Below are 18,228 nucleotides of genomic sequence, written 5' to 3' on the forward strand. Positions count from 1 at the left end.
CGGTCGACCAGAGTTGGCGCTTTAGCGCCTTATCTCTGGTCCCATGCAAAGCGGTCGACCAGAGTTCGCGCGTCAGCGCGACTACTCCGGTCCCATACAAGCTAGTTCCAGATAAGAAGGGCCCATGCGGATCGACCGGCGCCTCCTGACGCTCGCGTTCGGCGGCCTTTTCTGGCGGACCTTTCTGTTGATCGCGCTGTTGATCGCAGTCAGTCTCGCCGCGTGGTTCCAGAGCTTTCGGGTGATCGAACGCGAGCCGCGCGCGCAGCGCGTGGCGTTGCAGTTGGTCGCCATCGTCAAGCTCACGCGCACCGCACTCCTCTATTCCGATCCTGACCTGCGGCGCGCCTTGCTGCAGGATCTGGAGAGCAATGAAGGGGTGCGCGTGTACCCGCGCGAAACCACCGACAAGTACAAGCTCCAACCCGACGAGTCGCTGAACCGGCTGATCGAACACGACATTCGCGGCCGCCTCGGCGACGACACGGTCATTGCACAGAGCGTGAATGACATCCCCGGCGTCTGGATCAGCTTCAAGATCGACGACGACGATTACTGGGTGGCGCTCGACCGCGATCAACTCGACAACGCGACGGGCCTGCAATGGGCCGGCTGGGGCGTGTTCGCGCTGGCGCTATCACTATTCGGCGCGGCCTTCATCACCAGTCTCGTGAACCGCCCGTTCGCCCGGCTCGCCATGGCTGCTCGCAAGGTCGGCTCGGGCCAGTCGCCAGAGCCCTTGCCCGAGCGCGGCATGGGCGTGGCCGCCGAGACCAATCGCAGTTTCAACCAGATGGTGCAGGACCTCGAACAGCTCGAGGCCGACCGCGCGCTGATGCTCGCCGGTATCTCGCACGATCTGCGCACGCCGCTCGCACGGCTGCGGCTCGAAACCGAAATGAGCCCGTCCGACCAGATCACCAAAGACGCGATGGTCGACGACATCGAGCAGATGGACATGATCATCGGCCGGTTCCTCGATTACGCGCGTCCGGTGCAGCGGGTGCCGGAGCCCGTCGACCTGTCGGTGATTGCAGGCGAGCTTGCCGCGCGGATGCAAAGCGAGGACAGCATGCGGCTGATCACGCGTCTCGCGCCCTCGGCGGTGATCGAGGCCGATGAGACCGACATGCGGCGCGTGGTGGGCAATCTGCTGGAAAACGCGCGCAAGTACGGTTTGAGCGACGGCGACGGCATACCGCACGTGATTCTGGAAACCCGGGTATCGCACTCGCGGGTCGAGTTGTCCGTGGTCGACGAAGGGCCAGGAATTCCTGAAGACCAATTGGCGCTTGTCACGCGACCGTTCTATCGCGTGAATTCCGCGCGCACCCAGGCGAACGGCACGGGCCTCGGCATGGCCATCGTGCAGCGGCTGGTAGGCCGTTATCGCGGCGCGCTGCGTCTGCGCAACCGCACACCAGGTCCGGGCCTCGAGGTCACAATCGAGTTTCCGCTCGCAAAAGGCGCCTGACCGGCTGGGCGTCGCGCAGCCCGTGAGGCGGTCGACCGCGTTGAGTCATATCGCTCCAAGGCGCTAGCCAAACACTATTGAGCGCATAACCTCATAGGGCCATACTCGAAAACGTGCAACGTGCCTGTTACGACGAGCTGACAGCGTCGAACATGCTGCTTTCCCATCTCACGAAGGAGCTCTTGCATGAAAACCGTTGGCGATAAAGTCGAAGCGTTCACCGTCACTGCGGCCAAGCCGGGCTTCAACAATCATGAAGAAAATGGCGTGTCCGCGTTCGAAGAGATCACGGAGCAGTCGTTTCCGGGCAAGTGGAAAATCATCTACTTCTATCCGAAAGACTTCACGTTCGTGTGCCCGACCGAAATCGTCGAGTTCGACAAGCTGGTCAAGGACTTCGAAGAGCGCGATGCCGTACTGCTCGGCGGCAGTGTGGACAATGAATTCGTCAAGCTGGCCTGGCGCCGCGAGCTAAAGGAGCTGAGCAGGCTAAACCACTATTCGTTTGGTGACGTGAAGGGTGAGTTGATCGACCAGCTCGGTGTGCGCGACCAGGAAGCCGGCGTGGCGCTGCGCGCAACGTTCATCGTCGATCCGGACAATACGATTCAACACGTTTCCGTGAACAACCTGAATGTCGGCCGCAACCCGACAGAAGTGCTGCGTATTCTCGACGCTCTTCAAACGAACGAAGAGTGCCCGTGCAATCGCCCGATCGGCGGTGCAACGCTGTAAAGCCGCGTATTGCTGCTGAAGATGGACAGGTTTTTTTCGCGCGCAGCGGGATTAAGTTTTTTCGCTGCGCGCTCATGGTTTTTGTGGATGCACCGCAAACACCAAAACCAAAATCCAATATCAATTCTTGATTAACAAAACCACCGCCTGCGCTTCAATGCCCTCGCCTCGTCCGAGGTAGCCCAGCTTCTCATTAGTCTTGGCTTTAACATTAACCCGCTCGACCGGCAGGTTAAGATCCGCAGCGATATTAGCCCGCATCCCTTCGATATGCGGCGCCAGCTTGGGCGCCTGAGCAACCACGCTGCTATCCACATTGGCAATGGAAAACCCGGCAGCTTTAACGCGCGCAAAACACTCCCGCAATAAAACCCGGCTATCCGCACCAGCGAACTTCGCATCCGTATCGGAGAAATGCCGCCCAATATCGCCCATCGCGGCCGCGCCGAAAATAGCATCGGTAATCGCATGCAACAGTACATCCGCATCCGAATGCCCGAGCAGCCCGCGCTCATAAGGAATCGTCACGCCGCCGATAATCAGCGGACGTCCCGGCACCAGCGCATGCACGTCATAACCCTGCCCAATTCTGAAATCCATATGCGTCAAGTCCTCAAGCCCATTGATTAAAATCTGATTTATCCATTCAGGAAGCCGAAGACGGTCGGCACAAAATCGCCTCGGCCAGATCGAAGTCTTCCGGATAAGTGACCTTGAAGTTGCGCAAACTCCCCTGCACCAGGCGGGGCGCGTGCCCCAGCCACTCGATCGCGCTTGCTTCGTCGGTCAAATCGTGGCCGTCCGCTTGCGCGCGCAAAATCGCCTCGCGCAACATGCCGATGCGGAACATCTGCGGCGTTTGCGCTTGCCACAGGCCATCGCGCGCCTCGGTGCGGGCAATCCGCCCGTCCGACGAGGCTGGGTCGATCCGCTTCAAGGTGTCCGCCACCGGCAAGGCCATGATGCCGCCCACCGGGTCGTCCTTCAGCGCGCCGATCAGCGTGCGGATCAAGCCAGGCGTGATGCCCGGCCGGGCGGCGTCGTGCACCAGCACCCAGTCGTCGTCGCGCGCGCCGAATTCGGCCAGCGCGTGCAGCCCGTTCAGCACCGACGCCTGGCGCGACGCCCCGCCGGCGCGGCGCACGGCGAAACGCAAGCCGCTGAAGCGGCGGGCGTCGAAGTGCTGGTCGTCGGGGGCAATCACGACAAGGGTTTGCGCAAACTCGCTGCAGGCGTCGAAAGCCGCCAGCGAGTAATGCAACATGTCGCGACCGGCGACAGTGCGATATTGTTTGGGCATCGCGGCGCCGGAACGGCTGCCGGTGCCAGCGCACGGAATCAGGGCAAATAGACGGGAAGTCACGAGTGCGGATGCCGCGAGGTCGAAGTAAAGGACGGATTTTATAATAGGTCCTTCGCATCTACGCCCCGACACGCGTAAACTTGCCGATCACGTGTGAGCCCGAGGCCGCTTTTTCTCTTCTATGCCAGACATCGCCGCATCATCGCAGTACTCCCCGCCCGTCGCGCTCGTCAAAGCCGGCCAGCGTTTCGCCTTCGACGGCACGCACGGCTCGTCCGACGCGCTGCTGATCGCCCGCTACCATCTCGCCTACCGCGAGAAGGTGCCGCTGCTGGCGGTCGTCTGCGAAAGCGCCGTCGACGCGCAGCGGCTGGCGCAGGAAATCAGCTTTTTTGCGCCCGAGGCACGCGTGCGTTTGCTGCCCGACTGGGAAACGCTGCCTTACGATACCTTTTCGCCCCACCAGGACCTGGTCTCCGAGCGCCTCGCCACGCTGCACGATCTGGGCGAAGGCCGCTGCGACATCCTGCTGGTGCCGGCCACCACCGCTTTGTACCGGATGCCGCCCGCCTCGTTCATGGCGGGCTACACGTTCTCCTTCTCGCAAGGTGAACGCCTCGACGAGGCCAAGCTCAAAGCGCAGTTGACGCTCGCCGGCTACGAGCACGTGAGCCAGGTGGTGCGTCCGGGCGAATACTGCGTGCGCGGCTCGCTGCTGGACCTCTACCCGATGGGCTCGCCCCTGCCGTACCGGATCGACCTGTTCGACGACCAGGTCGATTCGATCCGCGCGTTCGACCCGGACACCCAGCGCAGCCTCTATCCGGTAAAGGACGTGCGTCTGTTGCCCGGCCGCGAATTCCCCTTCGACGAAGCAGCGCGCACGGCTTTCCGCAGCCGCTGGCGCGAGACCTTCGAGGGCGATCCGAGCCGCGCGTCGATTTACAAGGACATCGGCAACGGCGTGCCGTCGGCGGGCATCGAATATTATTTGCCGCTCTTCTTCGAAGAAACGGCGACGCTGTTCCACTACCTGCCCGAAGGCGCGCAGCTGGCATTCGTCGGCGATCTGGACGCGGCGATCCGGCGCTTCACCAACGACACCAAACAGCGCTACAACTTCCTGTCGCACGATCGCGACCGGCCGATTCTGGAGCCGCAGCGTCTGTTCCTCTCGGACGAGGATTTCTTTGCGTTCGCCAAGCCGTTCGCGCGGCTCGCCTTGCCCGCCAACGCGGGCGGCGGCTGGTCGACCCCGCTGCCGGATCTGGCGATCGACCGTCACGCGGAAGATCCGGTCTCGGCCTTGCGCACCTATCTCGAGACCACGCCGAACCGCGTGCTGTTCGCGACGGAATCGGCGGGCCGTCGTGAAACGCTCTTGCAGTTGCTGGCCGACAATCACCTCAGGCCCGTATCGAGCGACAGCTTCCAGGACTGGCTCACGAGCGACGAACGTTTTTCGCTAGGCGTCGCGCCTTTGGCGAACGGCTTTGCGGTGCCCGTCGACGGCATCGCGATCATCACCGAGACCGAACTTTACGGCCCGCTCGCGCGCCGCACCGGGCGCCGCCGTCAGGAGCAGGCGAGCAACGTCGATTCGATGGTGCGGGATCTGTCCGAGCTGAAGCTCGGCGATCCGGTCGTGCATTCGCAGCACGGCATCGGCCGCTATATGGGCCTCGTCACGATGGATCTCGGCGAAGGCGAAACCGAGTTCCTGCATCTCGAATACGCAGGCGACAGCAAGCTTTACGTGCCGGTCGCGCAATTGCACGTGATCTCGCGTTACAGCGGCGCAGATCCGGAAAGCGCGCCCTTGCATTCGCTCGGCTCAGGCCAGTGGGAAAAGGCCAAGCGAAGAGCCGCGCAGCAGATCCGCGACACCGCGGCCGAGTTGCTGAACCTGTACGCTCGCCGCGCCCTGCGCGAAGGCCATGCATTCGCGCTCGAACCGAGAGACTATGTGAAGTTTGCCGAAAGCTTCGGCTTCGAAGAAACGCCGGACCAGGCCGCGGCGATTGCTGCCGTGATCGGCGACATGACGAGCGGCAAACCGATGGACCGCCTCGTGTGCGGCGACGTCGGCTTCGGCAAGACCGAGGTGGCCTTGCGCGCGGCATTCATCGCGGTGATGGGCGGCAAACAGGTTGCGCTGCTCTCGCCCACCACGCTGCTCGCCGAACAGCACACGCAAACCTTTAGCGATCGCTTCTCCGACTGGCCGGTGCGGATCGCCGAATTGTCGCGCTTCAAGTCGACCAAGGAAGTCAACGCGGCGATCCAGCAGATCAACGAAGGCACGGTCGATATCGTGATCGGCACGCACAAGCTGCTGTCGTCGGATGTGCAGTTCAAGCGGCTGGGGCTCGTGATCATCGACGAGGAACACCGTTTCGGCGTGCGTCAGAAAGAGGCTTTGAAAGCGTTGCGCGCCGAAGTCGATGTGCTGACGCTCACCGCAACGCCGATCCCGCGTACGCTCGGCATGGCGCTCGAAGGCCTGCGCGATTTCTCCGTGATTGCCACCGCGCCGCAAAAGCGCCTCGCGATCAAAACCTTCGTGCGTCGCGAAGAAGACAGCGTGATTCGCGAAGCGATGTTGCGCGAGTTGAAGCGTGGCGGTCAGGTGTACTTCCTGCACAACGAAGTCGAAACGATCGAGAATCGCCGGCAGATGCTGGAAGCACTCGTGCCGGAAGCACGTATCGCCGTTGCGCACGGACAGATGCATGAGCGCGAACTCGAACGCGTGATGCGTGACTTCGTTGCGCAACGCGCGAACGTTCTGCTGTGCACGACGATTATCGAAACCGGTATCGACGTGCCGAGCGCCAACACGATTCTGATTCACCGCGCCGACAAGTTCGGTCTCGCGCAATTGCATCAGCTGCGTGGCCGCGTGGGCCGCTCGCATCACCAGGCGTATTCGTATCTGCTGGTGCATGACCCGCAAGGACTGACCAAGCAGGCGCAGCGCCGTCTCGAAGCGATCCAGCAGATGGAGGAACTCGGTTCGGGCTTCTATCTCGCGATGCACGACCTCGAAATTCGCGGGACGGGTGAAGTGCTCGGCGACAAGCAATCGGGCGAGATTCAGGAGATCGGATTCCAGCTTTACACCGACATGCTGAACGACGCCGTGAAGGCGCTCAAGGAAGGCAAGGAACCGGACCTTACGGCACCGCTCGCGGCGACCACCGAGATCAATCTGCACGCCCCCGCGATTCTGCCGGCGGACTATTGCGGCGACGTGCAGGAACGCCTGTCGCTTTACAAGCGCCTCGCTAATTGCGAACACAACGATTCCATCGACGGCATTCAGGAGGAGTTGATCGACCGCTTCGGCAAGTTGCCGCCACAAGCGCATGCGCTTGTCGAGACGCATCGCCTGCGGCTGGCGGCGAAACCCTTGGGCATTTCGAAGATCGATGCAGGCGAAACGGTGATCGGCTTGCAGTTCATCCCCAATCCGCCGATCGACGCGATGCGGATCATCGAGATGGTGCAGAAACACAAACACATCAAGCTCGCGGGCCAGGACAAGCTGCGCATTGAAACGCGCAGCCCGGATCTGGCCGTGCGTGTAGCGACGGTGAAAGAAACCTTGCGCGCACTCGGCACGCCCAGCCGCGGCACAGCGGCCACGGCTGCCGCGCGCTAAGGCTGCGCACCGTTGCGTACCCGCACGCCGGTGTCGCGGCAACACCGGTGTCAACACCGGCGCCGCCAACGGAACCAACGGCGGCACCATTAAAAAAACGGGGTACGTCTAGCCGTTTTTTTGTTTATGCTGCGGTGCGCAAATGCGCGCCGCAGCATACGGGTGCGTTTTTTTTGGGTATGATCGAAAGACTCAAATGCCGGAGTCTTGTTATGTCTCACGTCGCTGAAACAGCGCAGTCCTCGCAAACGCCCGCCTCTGAATCGAATTCCTCGTTGCCTGCCTCGCTTCCGTGGGTGACCCGTCTCGTGTCGATGGACACGGTGAGCCGCAATCCGAATCTCGGCCTGATCGAAACCGTACGCGACGAATTGCGCGCAGTCGGCATCGAAGCCACGCTCACCCACGACGAAAGCGGCAAATGGGCGAATCTGTTCGCAACGATTCCCGCACACGACGGCGAGACCAACGGCGGCGTGGTGCTGTCGGGCCATACAGATGTTGTGCCCGTAGACGGTCAGCAATGGGACAGCGATCCGTTCAAACCGGAAATTCGCGGCGATAAGCTGTACGGCCGCGGCACCTGCGACATGAAAGGCTTCATCGGCGCGGCGCTCGCACTCGTGCCCGAGATGCAGCGCACCAGGCTCGCGAGGCCGATTCACTTCGCGTTGTCGTTTGACGAGGAAGTGGGCTGTGCCGGCGCGCCGCTCCTGATTGCCGATCTGATGAAGCGTGGCGTGAAGCCGGACGGTTGCATCGTCGGCGAGCCGACCAGCATGCGCCCGATCGTGGCGCACAAAGGCATCAACGCGTATCAGTGCTGCGTGCGCGGCCAGGCCGCGCATTCGTCGCTCACACCGAAGGGCTTGAACGCGATCGAATACGCCGCGCGCCTGATCTGCTACATCCGGGATATGGCCGATCAATTCCGCGCACAAGGCCCGTTCGACGAACTATACGACGTGCCCTTCACCACCGCGCAAACCAGCACGATCATCGGCGGCAACGCGATCAATACCGTGCCCGCCGAATGCAAGTTCCAGTTCGAATTCCGCAATCTGCCCACGCTCGATCCCGAACCGATCTTCGAGCGCATCGATCAATACGCACGCGAAACGCTGCTGCCGAACATGTTGCGCGAGCATCCATCTGCCGCCATCGAGATCACAAAGATTGCCGCGGCGCCCGGCCTCGATTCGTCTGAACAAGCCGCGATCACGCAACTCGTGCGCGCGCTGACCGCTGACCAGGACAAGCGCAAGGTCGCGTACGGCACTGAGGCGGGACTGTTCTCGCTGGCGGGCATTCCGAGCATTGTGTGCGGTCCCGGCGACATCCAGCAGGCGCACAAAGCCAACGAATTCGTCGCGCTGGATCAGCTCGTGGCATGCGAGCGCTTCCTGCAAAAATTCATCCACAGCATGTCGGTGGAAGCGCACGCGCACTGAAACTGAGCGCGGTAAAAACGGTCTTAGCCATATCGAGGAAAAACACGCCCACGCCATGTCAACCGCCACACCGCAGCACACCGACCACACGATCAACGGCGAGCCGATCCCCACTCTCGACAACATCGCCACACAGCATTTTGCGTTGACGCCGTGGGTAACGCGAACGCCGGTGTTCGACCGGCTCGATTTTCCGTCGCTGGAAGGCACGGTGGTGAACTTCAAGTTCGAGTTGCTGCAGGCGGGTGGCAGCTTCAAGGCGCGCGGCGCGTTCACTAACCTGCTCGCGCTCGACGAAGCGCAACGCAGTGCGGGCGTCACCTGTGTGTCGGGCGGCAATCATGCGGTGGCGGTCGCGTACGCCGCCATGCGTCTCGGCGTTAGCGCGAAGGTCGTGCTGTTTCGCGCGGCCAATCCGGCACGCGTCGCCTTGTGCCGGCAGTATCACGCCGACATCGTCTTCGCGGAAAACCTCGCCGAAGCCTTCGAGCTTGTGCGCCGTATCGAGGCGGAGGAAGGCCGTTATTTCGTGCATCCGTTCAACGGCTATCGCACCGTGCTCGGCTCAGCCACGCTCGGCTATGAATGGGCCACGCAAACGCCCGACCTCGAAGCGGTGATCGTGCCGATCGGCGGTGGCGGTCTCGCTGCCGGCGTGGCCACCGCCATGCGGCTCGCGAATCCGCGGATGCACCTGTACGGTGTCGAACCGGAAGGTTCGGATGTGATGGGCAAAAGCTTTGCCGCCAATCACACGGTCAAGATGGGCCATATGCACACCATCGCCGATTCATTGGCATCGCCGCATACTGAGGAATACAGCTACGAGTTGTGCCGTCGCCATATCGACCAGCTCGTCACCGTATCCGACGACCAGTTGCGCGCGGCGATGCTGACCTTGTTCGGACAACTGAAGCTAGCAGTCGAGCCGGCCTGCGCCGCCGCTACGGCGGCACTGCTCGGACCGCTGCGCGAAACGCTGCAAGGCAAACGCGTGGGCGTGCTGCTGTGCGGCACCAATACCGATCCGGTCAGTTTTGCTGCGCATATCGAACGGGCGCGTCATAGCCAGTCACAGTTTCCAGAATAAACGCAATCCTTCCTTTCCGTGCCAAAAGACTAGCCTATCCTTCTCAGATTGGTATGATTCGATAATCGACTTCTGGGAGGAACGTATATGAGCATGATCAAGGAATTCAAGGAATTTGCCCTCAAAGGCAACGTAATGGATCTCGCCGTCGGGGTGATTATCGGCGGCGCATTTTCCACCATCGTCAATTCAATTGTTAAAGACCTGATCATGCCGGTTGTCGGCGTTGCCACTGGCGGCCTCGATTTCTCCAACAAGTTCGTTCGCCTCGGCGATATTCCCGCCAGCTTCAAAGGCAGTCCCGAGTCGTACAAAGACTTGCAGACGGCAGGCGTGGCAGTGTTCGGTTATGGCTCGTTTATCACCGTGGCCATCAACTTCGTGATCCTCGCGTTCATCATTTTCCTGATGGTCAAGTTCATCAATAATCTGCGCAAGCCGGCTGAAGCCGCGCCGGCAGAACCAGCGCCAACGCCGGAAGAAGTCGTGCTGCTGCGTGAAATCCGCGATTCGCTGAAGAGCTCGTCGCCGCGTTGAGCCGCTGGAGTTAAGTCACCCAAGTTGGATCAACCTGAACCACGTTAAACGTTCGCGTCGACACATTAAGCGGCGCAAATAAATAAGGCCTGTCGCGAGGAAATCGCTACAGGCCTTTTTCATACCGCGTGCAGATTACGCCACCTGCGTCGAGTCGACGTGGCGAATACACTAAGCGTTCTTTTCGTCCCCTTCGTTCTTTTCTGCCTTCTGATTCACCGCGCTTTCGATCATCGTCTCGAGCTGTCCGAAATTGACAGGCTTGGTCAGATGCGAAGTAAAGCCGGCGCTCAGGCAACGGCGCACATCGTCGTCAGTACCGAAGCCGGTCAACGCGACTGCCGGCGCATCCGAACGCTCGCGGAACGCTTTGACGAAATCGAGGCCCGTGCCATCGGGCAAGCCCACGTCGCTGATCACCAGATCGAACGTCTGCGACTGGGTGGCGGCGAGCGCATCGTCCACACGGCCCACCATGGTCACGTCGTGACCCAGGCTGCGAATCAGCTGCGCCATCACCTCGGCGGTATCCACGTGGTCTTCGATCAGCAGAATAGTCAGCTGGCCGTGATGACGCACCTCATCCGGCGCTGCAACGGGCGTGAGCTCCTCAGGCGCGGCGGCGGTCGGCAGCGTGATCGTGAAAGTCGCACCGCAATGCGCACCCGGGCTCTGTGCGACCACCGTGCCGCCGTGCACGTCGGTCAGGGCCTTCGTGATCGCGAGACCGAGACCCAGTCCGCCGAATTGCCGCGTCATGTTCTGGTTGCCCTGCTCGAACGCGTTGAACAGTTTGCCGATCTGCTCGGGCTCGATGCCGATGCCCGTATCCTCGACCGAGATCTGCACATGCATGCGTTCATCGTGCGTGCGCACGTAGATATGGCCGCCGTCCGGCGTGAACTTGGCGGCGTTGCGAATCAGGTTCCACAGCATCTGTTGCAGCCGCGCGCGGTCGGCGAGCACGTAATGGTGCTGCGCATTCGTGCAGACGTGCACATCCTGCTGCTTGACCTGGATCTCGCTGCGAAACAGTTCGAGCACGCTGTCGATCACTTCGTGCACGTCGACGGTTTCAAGCGACAAACGCAGCTTGCCGTTCGCCACGCGCGTGAGATCGAGCAGGTCGTCAATCAGGCGCGCTTCGAGTTCGACATTGCGGCGAATCATGCGCACGCTCGCACGTGCCTGATCGGGCAGACCCGGGATCATCTCCAGCACGCTAGCCCCTGCCAGAACAGGCGTGAGCGGTGTGCGCAATTCATGCGACAGCATGGCGAGGAAACGGTCTTTCGCGCGATTGGCTTCTTCGGCGATCTGGCGGGCGGCCTGCTCCGAGGCGAGCAGCCGTTCGCGTTCCTCGATCGCCTCGCGCTGCGGATGAATGTCCGTGCAACTGCCGAACCACTTGCTGACGTTGCCTTCGGCGTCGCGCATGGCGACCGCGCGGATGTCGAACCAGCGATAGGCGCCGTCGTGGCGCCGAATCCGCAGTTCGTGCCGATAGTCACCGGCGCCGCCCGTCACCGCCTTGAGCCAGGTGCGGCGAATCTCTTCGCGATCGTCGGGATGCACCGCTTCGAGCCACGCGAGACCATGCGAACTGCTTTCCGCCAGCCCAGTGTAGTCGAACCACTGCTTCGAGAGGAAATCGCAATCGCCCGCGGCGTTGCAGGTCAGCACGAGGTGCGGCAACGCCTCTGACAAGGTTCGGTAATGCTGTTCGCGATCGCGCAGCAGCAAGGCTTCGTCCGAGGCCTTCTGCAAACGCACCTGGGAAAGCACCCGCTCCACCGCCTCGGGCAGGTAATCGAGGTAGTCGCCGGATTTCGGCACAACGTCGGATACGCCCGCGCGCAAGGCTTCGATCACACGCGATTCGTCAGTAAAACCGGTCACGAGGATGGCGGGGATCCGCACGCCTTCCGCACGCAGGCGGCGAAAGAAATCGAGGCCGGTCTCCGGCCCGCTGAGCTGGTAGTCGAGCACGAGCAGGTCGGGCGCACCCGCGGCGAGACGCGCGCGGGCCGCTTCGACCTGCGCGCAGATGGCAACCCGGCAGCCGGCGCGTTCGAGCGACTTGCGCGCGAGCCGCAGGATGCCTTCGTCGTCATCGACGACCAGCACATACGCGGCAGGCTGCGTGGACACGTCTTCGGTCATGCGGAGTCTTCTCTGGCTAGGTCTGGTGTGGCTATCTTGTCATGGGTCGCTTTGGGAGCGCCTTCATGTGAATCTTCTGTCACGGCGCGGCCAGCCGGTGGCCCGAGGGCAGTTTAACCACCTGCAGGAAGAAGCCGAGACGGCGCACCGCTTCGATGAACGCATCATATTCGACCGGCTTGGTGATATAGACGTTGCAGCCGAGTTCGTAACAGCGCGCGATTTCGCGCGGATCGTCGGTCGTGGTCAGCACGATCACCGGCACCGCGGCTGTCTGTGGCGAATCCTTCAGACGCCGCAGCACCTCGAAGCCATCCACGCGCGGCATTTTCAGATCGAGCAGCACGACGAAATTCGTCAGATCTTCGCGAGGTGGGTAAGGACTGGCAGCGGGGTCCGCCGGCGCCGGCCCAAAGAAATAATCAATGGCCTGCTGGCCGTCGCGAAAGCGCACGAAACCATTCGAAATACCGGCGCGGCGCAGATTGCGCTCGACCAGCGTGGCGTGGCCGTCGTCATCTTCGATCAGCACGATACTGACCGTTTCCCCGTGACTCATATGCCCTCCGTACTGACAATCCGTTTTTGCATCATGCTTTTAACTATCCCCACCGTTTTCTCTCGCGCCGGTCGCGGTTCAATTGCGCGCAGGCTGTTCTGGTAACACGACAAAAAAAGTCGATCCCGCACCTTCGGCCGACTCGACCCAAACGCGGCCGCCATGCCGTTCTACCATACGCCGCACCACCGCGAGGCCGATGCCGTCTCCGTTCGCGACGTCGCCATGCAGGCGCTGAAACGCCCTGAATACCTTCGACATATACGCCGCCGGAATCCCGAGTCCGTTGTCTCGTACATAATAGGTGCGCGTGCGCAACGCGCGCGGCTCGGTTTCGTCGACCGGTTCCGGCTCCAGCGCGCCGATCTCGATGCGCCCGTTGCGCGCCGGGTCGAGATAATTGAGCGCGTTACCGATCAGGTTGCCGAAAATCTGCTCGATCGCACCCGGGTCGCCCCATGCAGGCGGCAACTCGCGCACGGTCACCACCGTACCGCGCTGGCTGATGGCGCCTTGCAATGCATCGACCACTTTGCCCACCACCCGCCCGACGCTCACCCGCTGCCACTGATATTCGAGCCGCCCGGCGCGTGAAATCCGCAACAGCGCGTCGATGATCGCCGCCGCCCGCGTCACCGCGGTGCGTAGATATTGCAGAGACTCGCGCACGTCGCCGTCAAGAATATGCGTCATACGCCGATGTTCGGCTTCCGGCAGTTTGGCCGCCTCGACGAGGCTGTCGAGATCGTCGCACGACACCTGCAATTCTTTCGAAAATCCTTGCAGATTCACCAGCGGCGAGCGCAAATCGTGCGACACGCTGTAGATGAACATTTCGTTGTCTTGCGTCTCCTGACGCAGCTCCTCGTTGACGCCTGCCAGTTCCCGCGCGCGCGCCTCGAGCCGCACTTTCAGCTTGGCCTGCTCGCCTTCGGCCTCGCGCAGGCGTTCACCCGTCTGATGCAGCACGGCGTCGAGCGCGGCAATTTCGTCGCTGCCGGAGAGCGGCGCCGCAAGCTGCCGCCCACTGCCCAGGCGCTCGGCATTGCCGGTCAATACCTCCAGCCGCCGGCCAATACTGCGCGCGAACACGACCGCAGTGGCCGCCCAGATCAGCATCGAGCCCAACACCGCGGCGATCAGCGCATATTGCTGGCGTTCGCGGCGCCGTGCCAGGGCCGCGCCGCGCTCGGTGTCGAGCCGCGAAGCCTCGTTGCCGAACTCGGTAAGCTGATCGCGAAACAGTGCGATCTGCTGGGGCAGCGCACCCGTGTCCTGCGCGGCAAACGAATTCAGGTTGTGTCCGGCACGCAGCGCCTGCGAGATCTCAGTGGCCTGCATGCGATACGCGTCGATCGCCTGTTGCATCTTGCGCACACGCGCGACCTGTTGCGGCGTATCGGCCACCAGCGTTTCCAGATTCGACAGGCGGTCGCCGAGATCGACCCATACAGTATGGCGGTCGACAAACGACGGATCGCCGACGACCATACCCGTGCGGACCCGCGCGGCCTGACGCAGCAGCGGATCGACAATGGCCGACGACTGATAAAGGATCTGCTTGCTGTTGCTGACCCACCGCGCGGCCTGCGCTGTTTGCTCCTGGGTATCGAAGACGACGCCCAGAAGCGCCAGCTCGACCGCGCTCGGCACTGCAATCAGCAGCAGACCCTTGGTGAATAGTTTCATGTTCGCCCGAAGGGTCGTTCAAGCCACGGCAGTACGCACGGACCATGCGCCTCGCCTCGGCATGCGGGCGGGCCGTTGCGGTGCAGGACTGGCCAGCACGCCGCGGTGCAGCCGGACGGGCCATTATCGACGTGAATGTGAGATATTTCAACGTAGCGGCTAGATGCGCTCGCCCACATAAAAATGACTTTTTTATTGATACGAGTTGTTTTTTCGGCGGCGCGTGCGTCTATGATGGAGACAGATGTGCTGGGAAGCGAAAGCGCGCGGCGAGGCGGTTCGGCATGATTCGTGCGGGAGGCGGTGAGAACGGCGTAGAAGCCGAATCATCGTGAATCCGGCCTTGTCGTATGCTATAAAAGATCGACGTGCGGCGCGCGAAGCCGGGAGTTGTCGCATGAGGACGCTGCGTTTCTTGCAATTCTTTTTCAGGCGAATTTTTATGTCCTTCCCGAAAAAGCGTAGACGCGCGAAGGTGGACGGCGATGAGTCGTTCCTCGCGGTACTACGGCATTTCAAGCCGTTCGGTCAGCTCGACACCAAAATTGCGCGCGCTCGCGCACAGGACGAGCCGGTGCTCTATGCGCATGTGCTGCCCGGCCTCGACGTTCTTCTGTGCAGCGTCCGCGGCGCCCAGCCGCCCTATCCCGCGCCCGCCGAATTGCGGCGGCGTTGTATCGAATCCATTACCAATGCATTGGAACAGCCGCTCGATGGTCTCGAGAACGGCGGGTATTGGTATGAAGCCGACGGATTCGGGTTCCTGGTCTTTGCCAGCCGGGCCCGCGGCAAGATTCTGACGGAGTTTGGCGCCACCCGCGTTGGCGGCGCCCGGCGCGGGGTTCGCAGGCAGGACGCGGCGGGAGATGCTGCTCCGCGCTCGCTACGGTAATTCTTTTCTTTCCTTTGCCTGTTGCGACTGATTAGTGTTCGCCCCGTATTGGGGGAACGCTAATCAGCCACAAGAAAATAAAGGCAAGGCCGGACCCGAAGAACCAACTCCACCAGTCCGCCGACGCAGCAGAAAACATTAACTCCCCTTGTATTCAGCTCCCGTGGGCGGCGACATGACCGCAGGCTTCCTGTCGCCCGCAGCCGGTGAGGAAGCGCCTGCGGAAGACTTGTTCACCGGCGCGCCGTCAAGGGAAATGGCCGGCTTGGGCTGTTGTTTCATACCCGGCGCCGGCGCGGTCGGCGCCTGACGAACCTGCGCCAGCAACTCCCCGCACGGCAGCGGTTTGTTATTGCTGGGCGCCAGCAGCGGAATCAGCGCCGCAAACGGATTGATCAACCCGAGCCCGATTACGGCGCCCCCCCGCAGCGCCAGCGCGGTGGCATTCACGCCGACGTGCGGATCCTTGAACGTCCCCTTCACATACAGCGGCGAGCGCAGCGAAAACACCCGGAAACCCTTGGTATGCGGATGCACGCCAAGATCCATCGATTCGTCGCGCAGGTTCACGTTGCCGTCGATATTGATGACCGCGTCGTCCGTGTCGAGCGCGAACACACGCGAATCCAGCACACCGTTCGTCGCGACAAAATCCGCCGCCGCGCAGTTGATCTTCACGTCGCGATTGCCGAACAGCTTTTCATAGACCACGTTCGCCACGTTCAGACCCGCGGCTTCCATCAGCAGGCGGCTTACCGTGCCGTCGGTGATCAAGGCTTTCACCTCGCCGTTCGACGTCGCCGCCAATGCCGCCGGCGAATTGCCGGTCGCGGTGAGCGCGGCGTCGCCGTTGATTTCGCCGAGCGCGTTCTGCATCGTCTTGAAGTCCGGGAACAGCTGCTTGAGCTTCAGATGCCGCGCTGAGGTCGCGAAGCGGCCCTTTAGCGGCGTCGTGCTGCCGTCCAGATGAATATCCGATGACAGCGAGCCACCCGCCACGCCGAACTTCAGCGGTTCGAGCGACAGCACGCCGTCAGTCATCACGACGTGCGTGTACAGGTCAGTAATCGGCAGATTGGCGTCCTTGACGATGCGGCGCCCCGTGAACTTTACGTCGGCGTCGATCGCCTTCCAGCGATCGGTGCGGAATTCTTCGACCGGCAGGACCTTGTTGGCGGGCTGCGCGGTCGCATCGCCGCGTTTGGCCTTGCTGGCCTTCGAATCCGCGCCGATGACCGGCGCCAGATCGGCGAATTGCAGCAGATGCGACACCAGTTCGCCCTGCAACAGCGGACGCGGCTCACGCGCCGTGTAGGTCAGCGAGCCATTCAGATCGCTGCCACCCACCCGGCCTGTAAAATTTTCATACTTGAAGACGTTGGCGCCGGGCTTGAACTGGCCGACCAGGCGCCCTTCGGTGGCATACGGCGGCGTGTCGGGCAAGGTCACGCCCGTCAGCGAATACAGCCGCGCCAAGCTGTTGCCTTGCAGCCAGAGACGCAGATCGACCGCGGCAAGATGCGCCGGATCGGTGATCGTGCCCACGAGGCCGACGCGCAGATCGCCGGCCTTCACGTCGGCCTGGACCGGGAACGGCCGGTTCGCGTCCTGCAACGCCAGCACGCCGCCCACCTTGCCGCTGCCGGAAACCGGCGTCTTGTTGTAGGTGCCCTTGACGGTCCAACCGATCGCGTACGGCGGGATCGTCGGCTTTGCGCCGGTTGCCGCGCCTGCCTCGCTGGCGTTCGGCGCCGAGGCTACGGCGGCGCCGCTTGCGCCCTCGCTCGCTCCGCCGGCAATCAGCGCGCCCGACGCGCCAGTGGCCGCTGTCGCGCCCGACGCGTTGATATCGGTCGACGAAGCACCGGAAGCCGCCGCCGCTTCCGATGCAGCCTGCGCGTTAGCCTGCGCCGTCAGCTTGCTCGCACCCGCTTTACCGACCGCCTCCGCCGATGCGCTGCGCGACGCCGTCTCCTGCTGCTTCATCACCTCGCCGATCGGAATCGGCTGGCCGAGTGTATCGATGGCCATCTGCATCTCGACCTTCTGCTGCTGATCCGAGAGCGCGATATTGCCTTTGGCAAAGGCGATGTCGTGCAGATCGAGCTTCCATTCGGAAGGGCCGCTGGAAGACGCCAGTTTGAAGGTCCAGTTGCTGCGCCCGTCGAGCAGTCGTTCGAGGTCGACGGAAGGATTCACCAGGTTGATCGCGGGAATCACGATGTCATGCGCGAGCAGCGGCAGCACCTTGACCTGGAAGTCGATTTCGTCCAGCGTCGCGAAGTGCGGCTGTTTGGCCCAGTCGGGATTGCCTACCGTGATATTGGCCGCTGAGAAACGCGGCCAGGGCACCCAGCCCCGCCAGCCGGTTTCGCCGACCGGATGCTGCCAGCCTACTTTCAGATCGCCGTTGATCGCGAACGGCCGGCCGATCGCCTGCGTAACCTTGTCGTCGATGTAGGGGCGCGCCCGGTTCCAGTCAAAGGTCAGGATGAAGATTGCCAGGGCGACAATCAGAATGACGATGATCGCCAGCAACCATGCGATGATTTTTCCTATCCGTCTTCCAATCGTGCTCGACACTGCCATTGAAAAGCTCCGTCTTTTTTCTTCGTTGTGCATGGGGACCAGCACGTATCGTGCCCGGTGGTATTGTCTAATAGGGGTCGTT

At 62.2% G+C, this 18,228-nt stretch carries 13 protein-coding genes; 7 read left to right on the forward strand and 6 right to left on the reverse strand.

Translation table 11 applies throughout. The features are described from left to right. Window positions 1-124: 124 nt before the first annotated feature. Complete coding sequence (locus KHO30_RS16705) at window positions 125-1,474, forward strand: ATP-binding protein (protein ID WP_093632681.1); 1,350 nt, start codon at window positions 125-127, stop codon at window positions 1,472-1,474. A gap of 186 nt (window positions 1,475-1,660) precedes the next feature. Further along, window positions 1,661-2,209 carry a peroxiredoxin gene (locus KHO30_RS16710; RefSeq protein WP_093632680.1) on the forward strand — a complete coding sequence of 183 codons (549 nt, stop codon included), beginning with the start codon at window positions 1,661-1,663 and terminating at the stop codon, window positions 2,207-2,209. Window positions 2,210-2,329: 120 nt separating this feature from the next. On the opposite strand, the gene ispF is transcribed toward KHO30_RS16710, so the two are convergent. Both ispF and ispD read right to left on the reverse strand, forming a co-directional pair. Next, window positions 2,330-2,809 (reverse strand): 2-C-methyl-D-erythritol 2,4-cyclodiphosphate synthase, encoded by a 480-nt coding sequence (gene ispF / locus KHO30_RS16715; RefSeq protein WP_093632679.1) that lies wholly within the window; start codon window positions 2,807-2,809, stop codon window positions 2,330-2,332. A 46-nt stretch (window positions 2,810-2,855) separates the two neighbouring features. Further along, a complete protein-coding gene (ispD, locus tag KHO30_RS16720; RefSeq protein ID WP_093632678.1) occupies window positions 2,856-3,572 on the reverse strand; it encodes a 2-C-methyl-D-erythritol 4-phosphate cytidylyltransferase in 717 nt (238 codons plus the stop codon). Window positions 3,573-3,693: 121 nt separating this feature from the next. Between ispD and mfd the strand changes: the two genes are divergently transcribed. From mfd to mscL, 4 genes are all read left to right on the forward strand, one after another. Beyond that, entirely contained in the window at window positions 3,694-7,176 is a 3,483-nt protein-coding gene (gene mfd / locus KHO30_RS16725) for a transcription-repair coupling factor (protein WP_211701622.1), read from the forward strand. Window positions 7,177-7,388: 212 nt separating this feature from the next. Further along, window positions 7,389-8,627 (forward strand): acetylornithine deacetylase, encoded by a 1,239-nt coding sequence (gene argE, locus KHO30_RS16730; protein WP_211701623.1) that lies wholly within the window; start codon window positions 7,389-7,391, stop codon window positions 8,625-8,627. A gap of 55 nt (window positions 8,628-8,682) precedes the next feature. Continuing rightward, a complete protein-coding gene (locus KHO30_RS16735; protein ID WP_200654585.1) occupies window positions 8,683-9,717 on the forward strand; it encodes a pyridoxal-phosphate dependent enzyme in 1,035 nt (344 codons plus the stop codon). Between the two features lie 87 nt (window positions 9,718-9,804). Further along, window positions 9,805-10,254, forward strand: a complete 450-nt coding sequence (gene mscL, locus KHO30_RS16740) for a large conductance mechanosensitive channel protein MscL (protein ID WP_054039506.1) — start codon at window positions 9,805-9,807, stop codon at window positions 10,252-10,254. 171 nt (window positions 10,255-10,425) lie between these two features. Here the strand turns inward: mscL and KHO30_RS16745 are convergent, their stop codons facing one another. The 3 genes from KHO30_RS16745 to KHO30_RS16755 all read right to left on the reverse strand — a co-directional run bounded on the left by KHO30_RS16745 (window position 10,426) and on the right by KHO30_RS16755 (window position 14,665). Then, window positions 10,426-12,417, reverse strand: coding sequence for a hybrid sensor histidine kinase/response regulator (locus KHO30_RS16745; RefSeq protein ID WP_200621594.1), 1,992 nt, complete (start codon window positions 12,415-12,417; stop codon window positions 10,426-10,428). Between the two features lie 79 nt (window positions 12,418-12,496). Next, window positions 12,497-12,976: a response regulator gene (locus tag KHO30_RS16750; RefSeq protein ID WP_211701624.1), complete on the reverse strand. Its 480-nt coding sequence runs from the start codon at window positions 12,974-12,976 to the stop codon at window positions 12,497-12,499. A 78-nt stretch (window positions 12,977-13,054) separates the two neighbouring features. Next, window positions 13,055-14,665 (reverse strand): sensor histidine kinase, encoded by a 1,611-nt coding sequence (locus KHO30_RS16755; protein WP_211701625.1) that lies wholly within the window; start codon window positions 14,663-14,665, stop codon window positions 13,055-13,057. A 397-nt stretch (window positions 14,666-15,062) separates the two neighbouring features. Here KHO30_RS16755 and KHO30_RS16760 point away from each other — a divergent pair, with 397 nt between their 5' ends. Continuing rightward, window positions 15,063-15,557 (forward strand): hypothetical protein, encoded by a 495-nt coding sequence (locus tag KHO30_RS16760; RefSeq protein WP_028196609.1) that lies wholly within the window; start codon window positions 15,063-15,065, stop codon window positions 15,555-15,557. 138 nt (window positions 15,558-15,695) lie between these two features. On the opposite strand, the gene KHO30_RS16765 is transcribed toward KHO30_RS16760, so the two are convergent. Continuing rightward, entirely contained in the window at window positions 15,696-18,146 is a 2,451-nt protein-coding gene (locus tag KHO30_RS16765; protein ID WP_211701626.1) for an AsmA family protein, read from the reverse strand. Between the last annotated feature and the right edge of the window lie 82 nt (window positions 18,147-18,228).

Source organism: Paraburkholderia aspalathi, from assembly GCF_905220735.1.
GTDB classification, from domain to species: domain Bacteria; phylum Pseudomonadota; class Gammaproteobacteria; order Burkholderiales; family Burkholderiaceae; genus Paraburkholderia; species Paraburkholderia aspalathi.

Bases quoted from the DNA above. Each gene is read 5' to 3' on its own strand.
- KHO30_RS16760 (WP_028196609.1), top strand. From the start codon at position 15,063: ATGAGGACGCTGCGTTTCTTGCAATTCTTTTTCAGGCGAATTTTTATG.
- KHO30_RS16705 (WP_093632681.1), top strand. From the start codon at position 125: ATGCGGATCGACCGGCGCCTCCTGACGCTCGCGTTCGGCGGCCTTTTC.
- mfd (WP_211701622.1), top strand. From the start codon at position 3,694: ATGCCAGACATCGCCGCATCATCGCAGTACTCCCCGCCCGTCGCGCTC.
- KHO30_RS16750 (WP_211701624.1), bottom strand. From the start codon at position 12,976: ATGAGTCACGGGGAAACGGTCAGTATCGTGCTGATCGAAGATGACGAC.
- mscL (WP_054039506.1), top strand. From the start codon at position 9,805: ATGAGCATGATCAAGGAATTCAAGGAATTTGCCCTCAAAGGCAACGTA.
- argE (WP_211701623.1), top strand. From the start codon at position 7,389: ATGTCTCACGTCGCTGAAACAGCGCAGTCCTCGCAAACGCCCGCCTCT.
- KHO30_RS16710 (WP_093632680.1), top strand. From the start codon at position 1,661: ATGAAAACCGTTGGCGATAAAGTCGAAGCGTTCACCGTCACTGCGGCC.
- KHO30_RS16745 (WP_200621594.1), bottom strand. From the start codon at position 12,417: ATGACCGAAGACGTGTCCACGCAGCCTGCCGCGTATGTGCTGGTCGTC.
- KHO30_RS16735 (WP_200654585.1), top strand. From the start codon at position 8,683: ATGTCAACCGCCACACCGCAGCACACCGACCACACGATCAACGGCGAG.
- KHO30_RS16765 (WP_211701626.1), bottom strand. From the start codon at position 18,146: ATGGCAGTGTCGAGCACGATTGGAAGACGGATAGGAAAAATCATCGCA.
- ispF (WP_093632679.1), bottom strand. From the start codon at position 2,809: ATGGATTTCAGAATTGGGCAGGGTTATGACGTGCATGCGCTGGTGCCG.
- KHO30_RS16755 (WP_211701625.1), bottom strand. From the start codon at position 14,665: ATGAAACTATTCACCAAGGGTCTGCTGCTGATTGCAGTGCCGAGCGCG.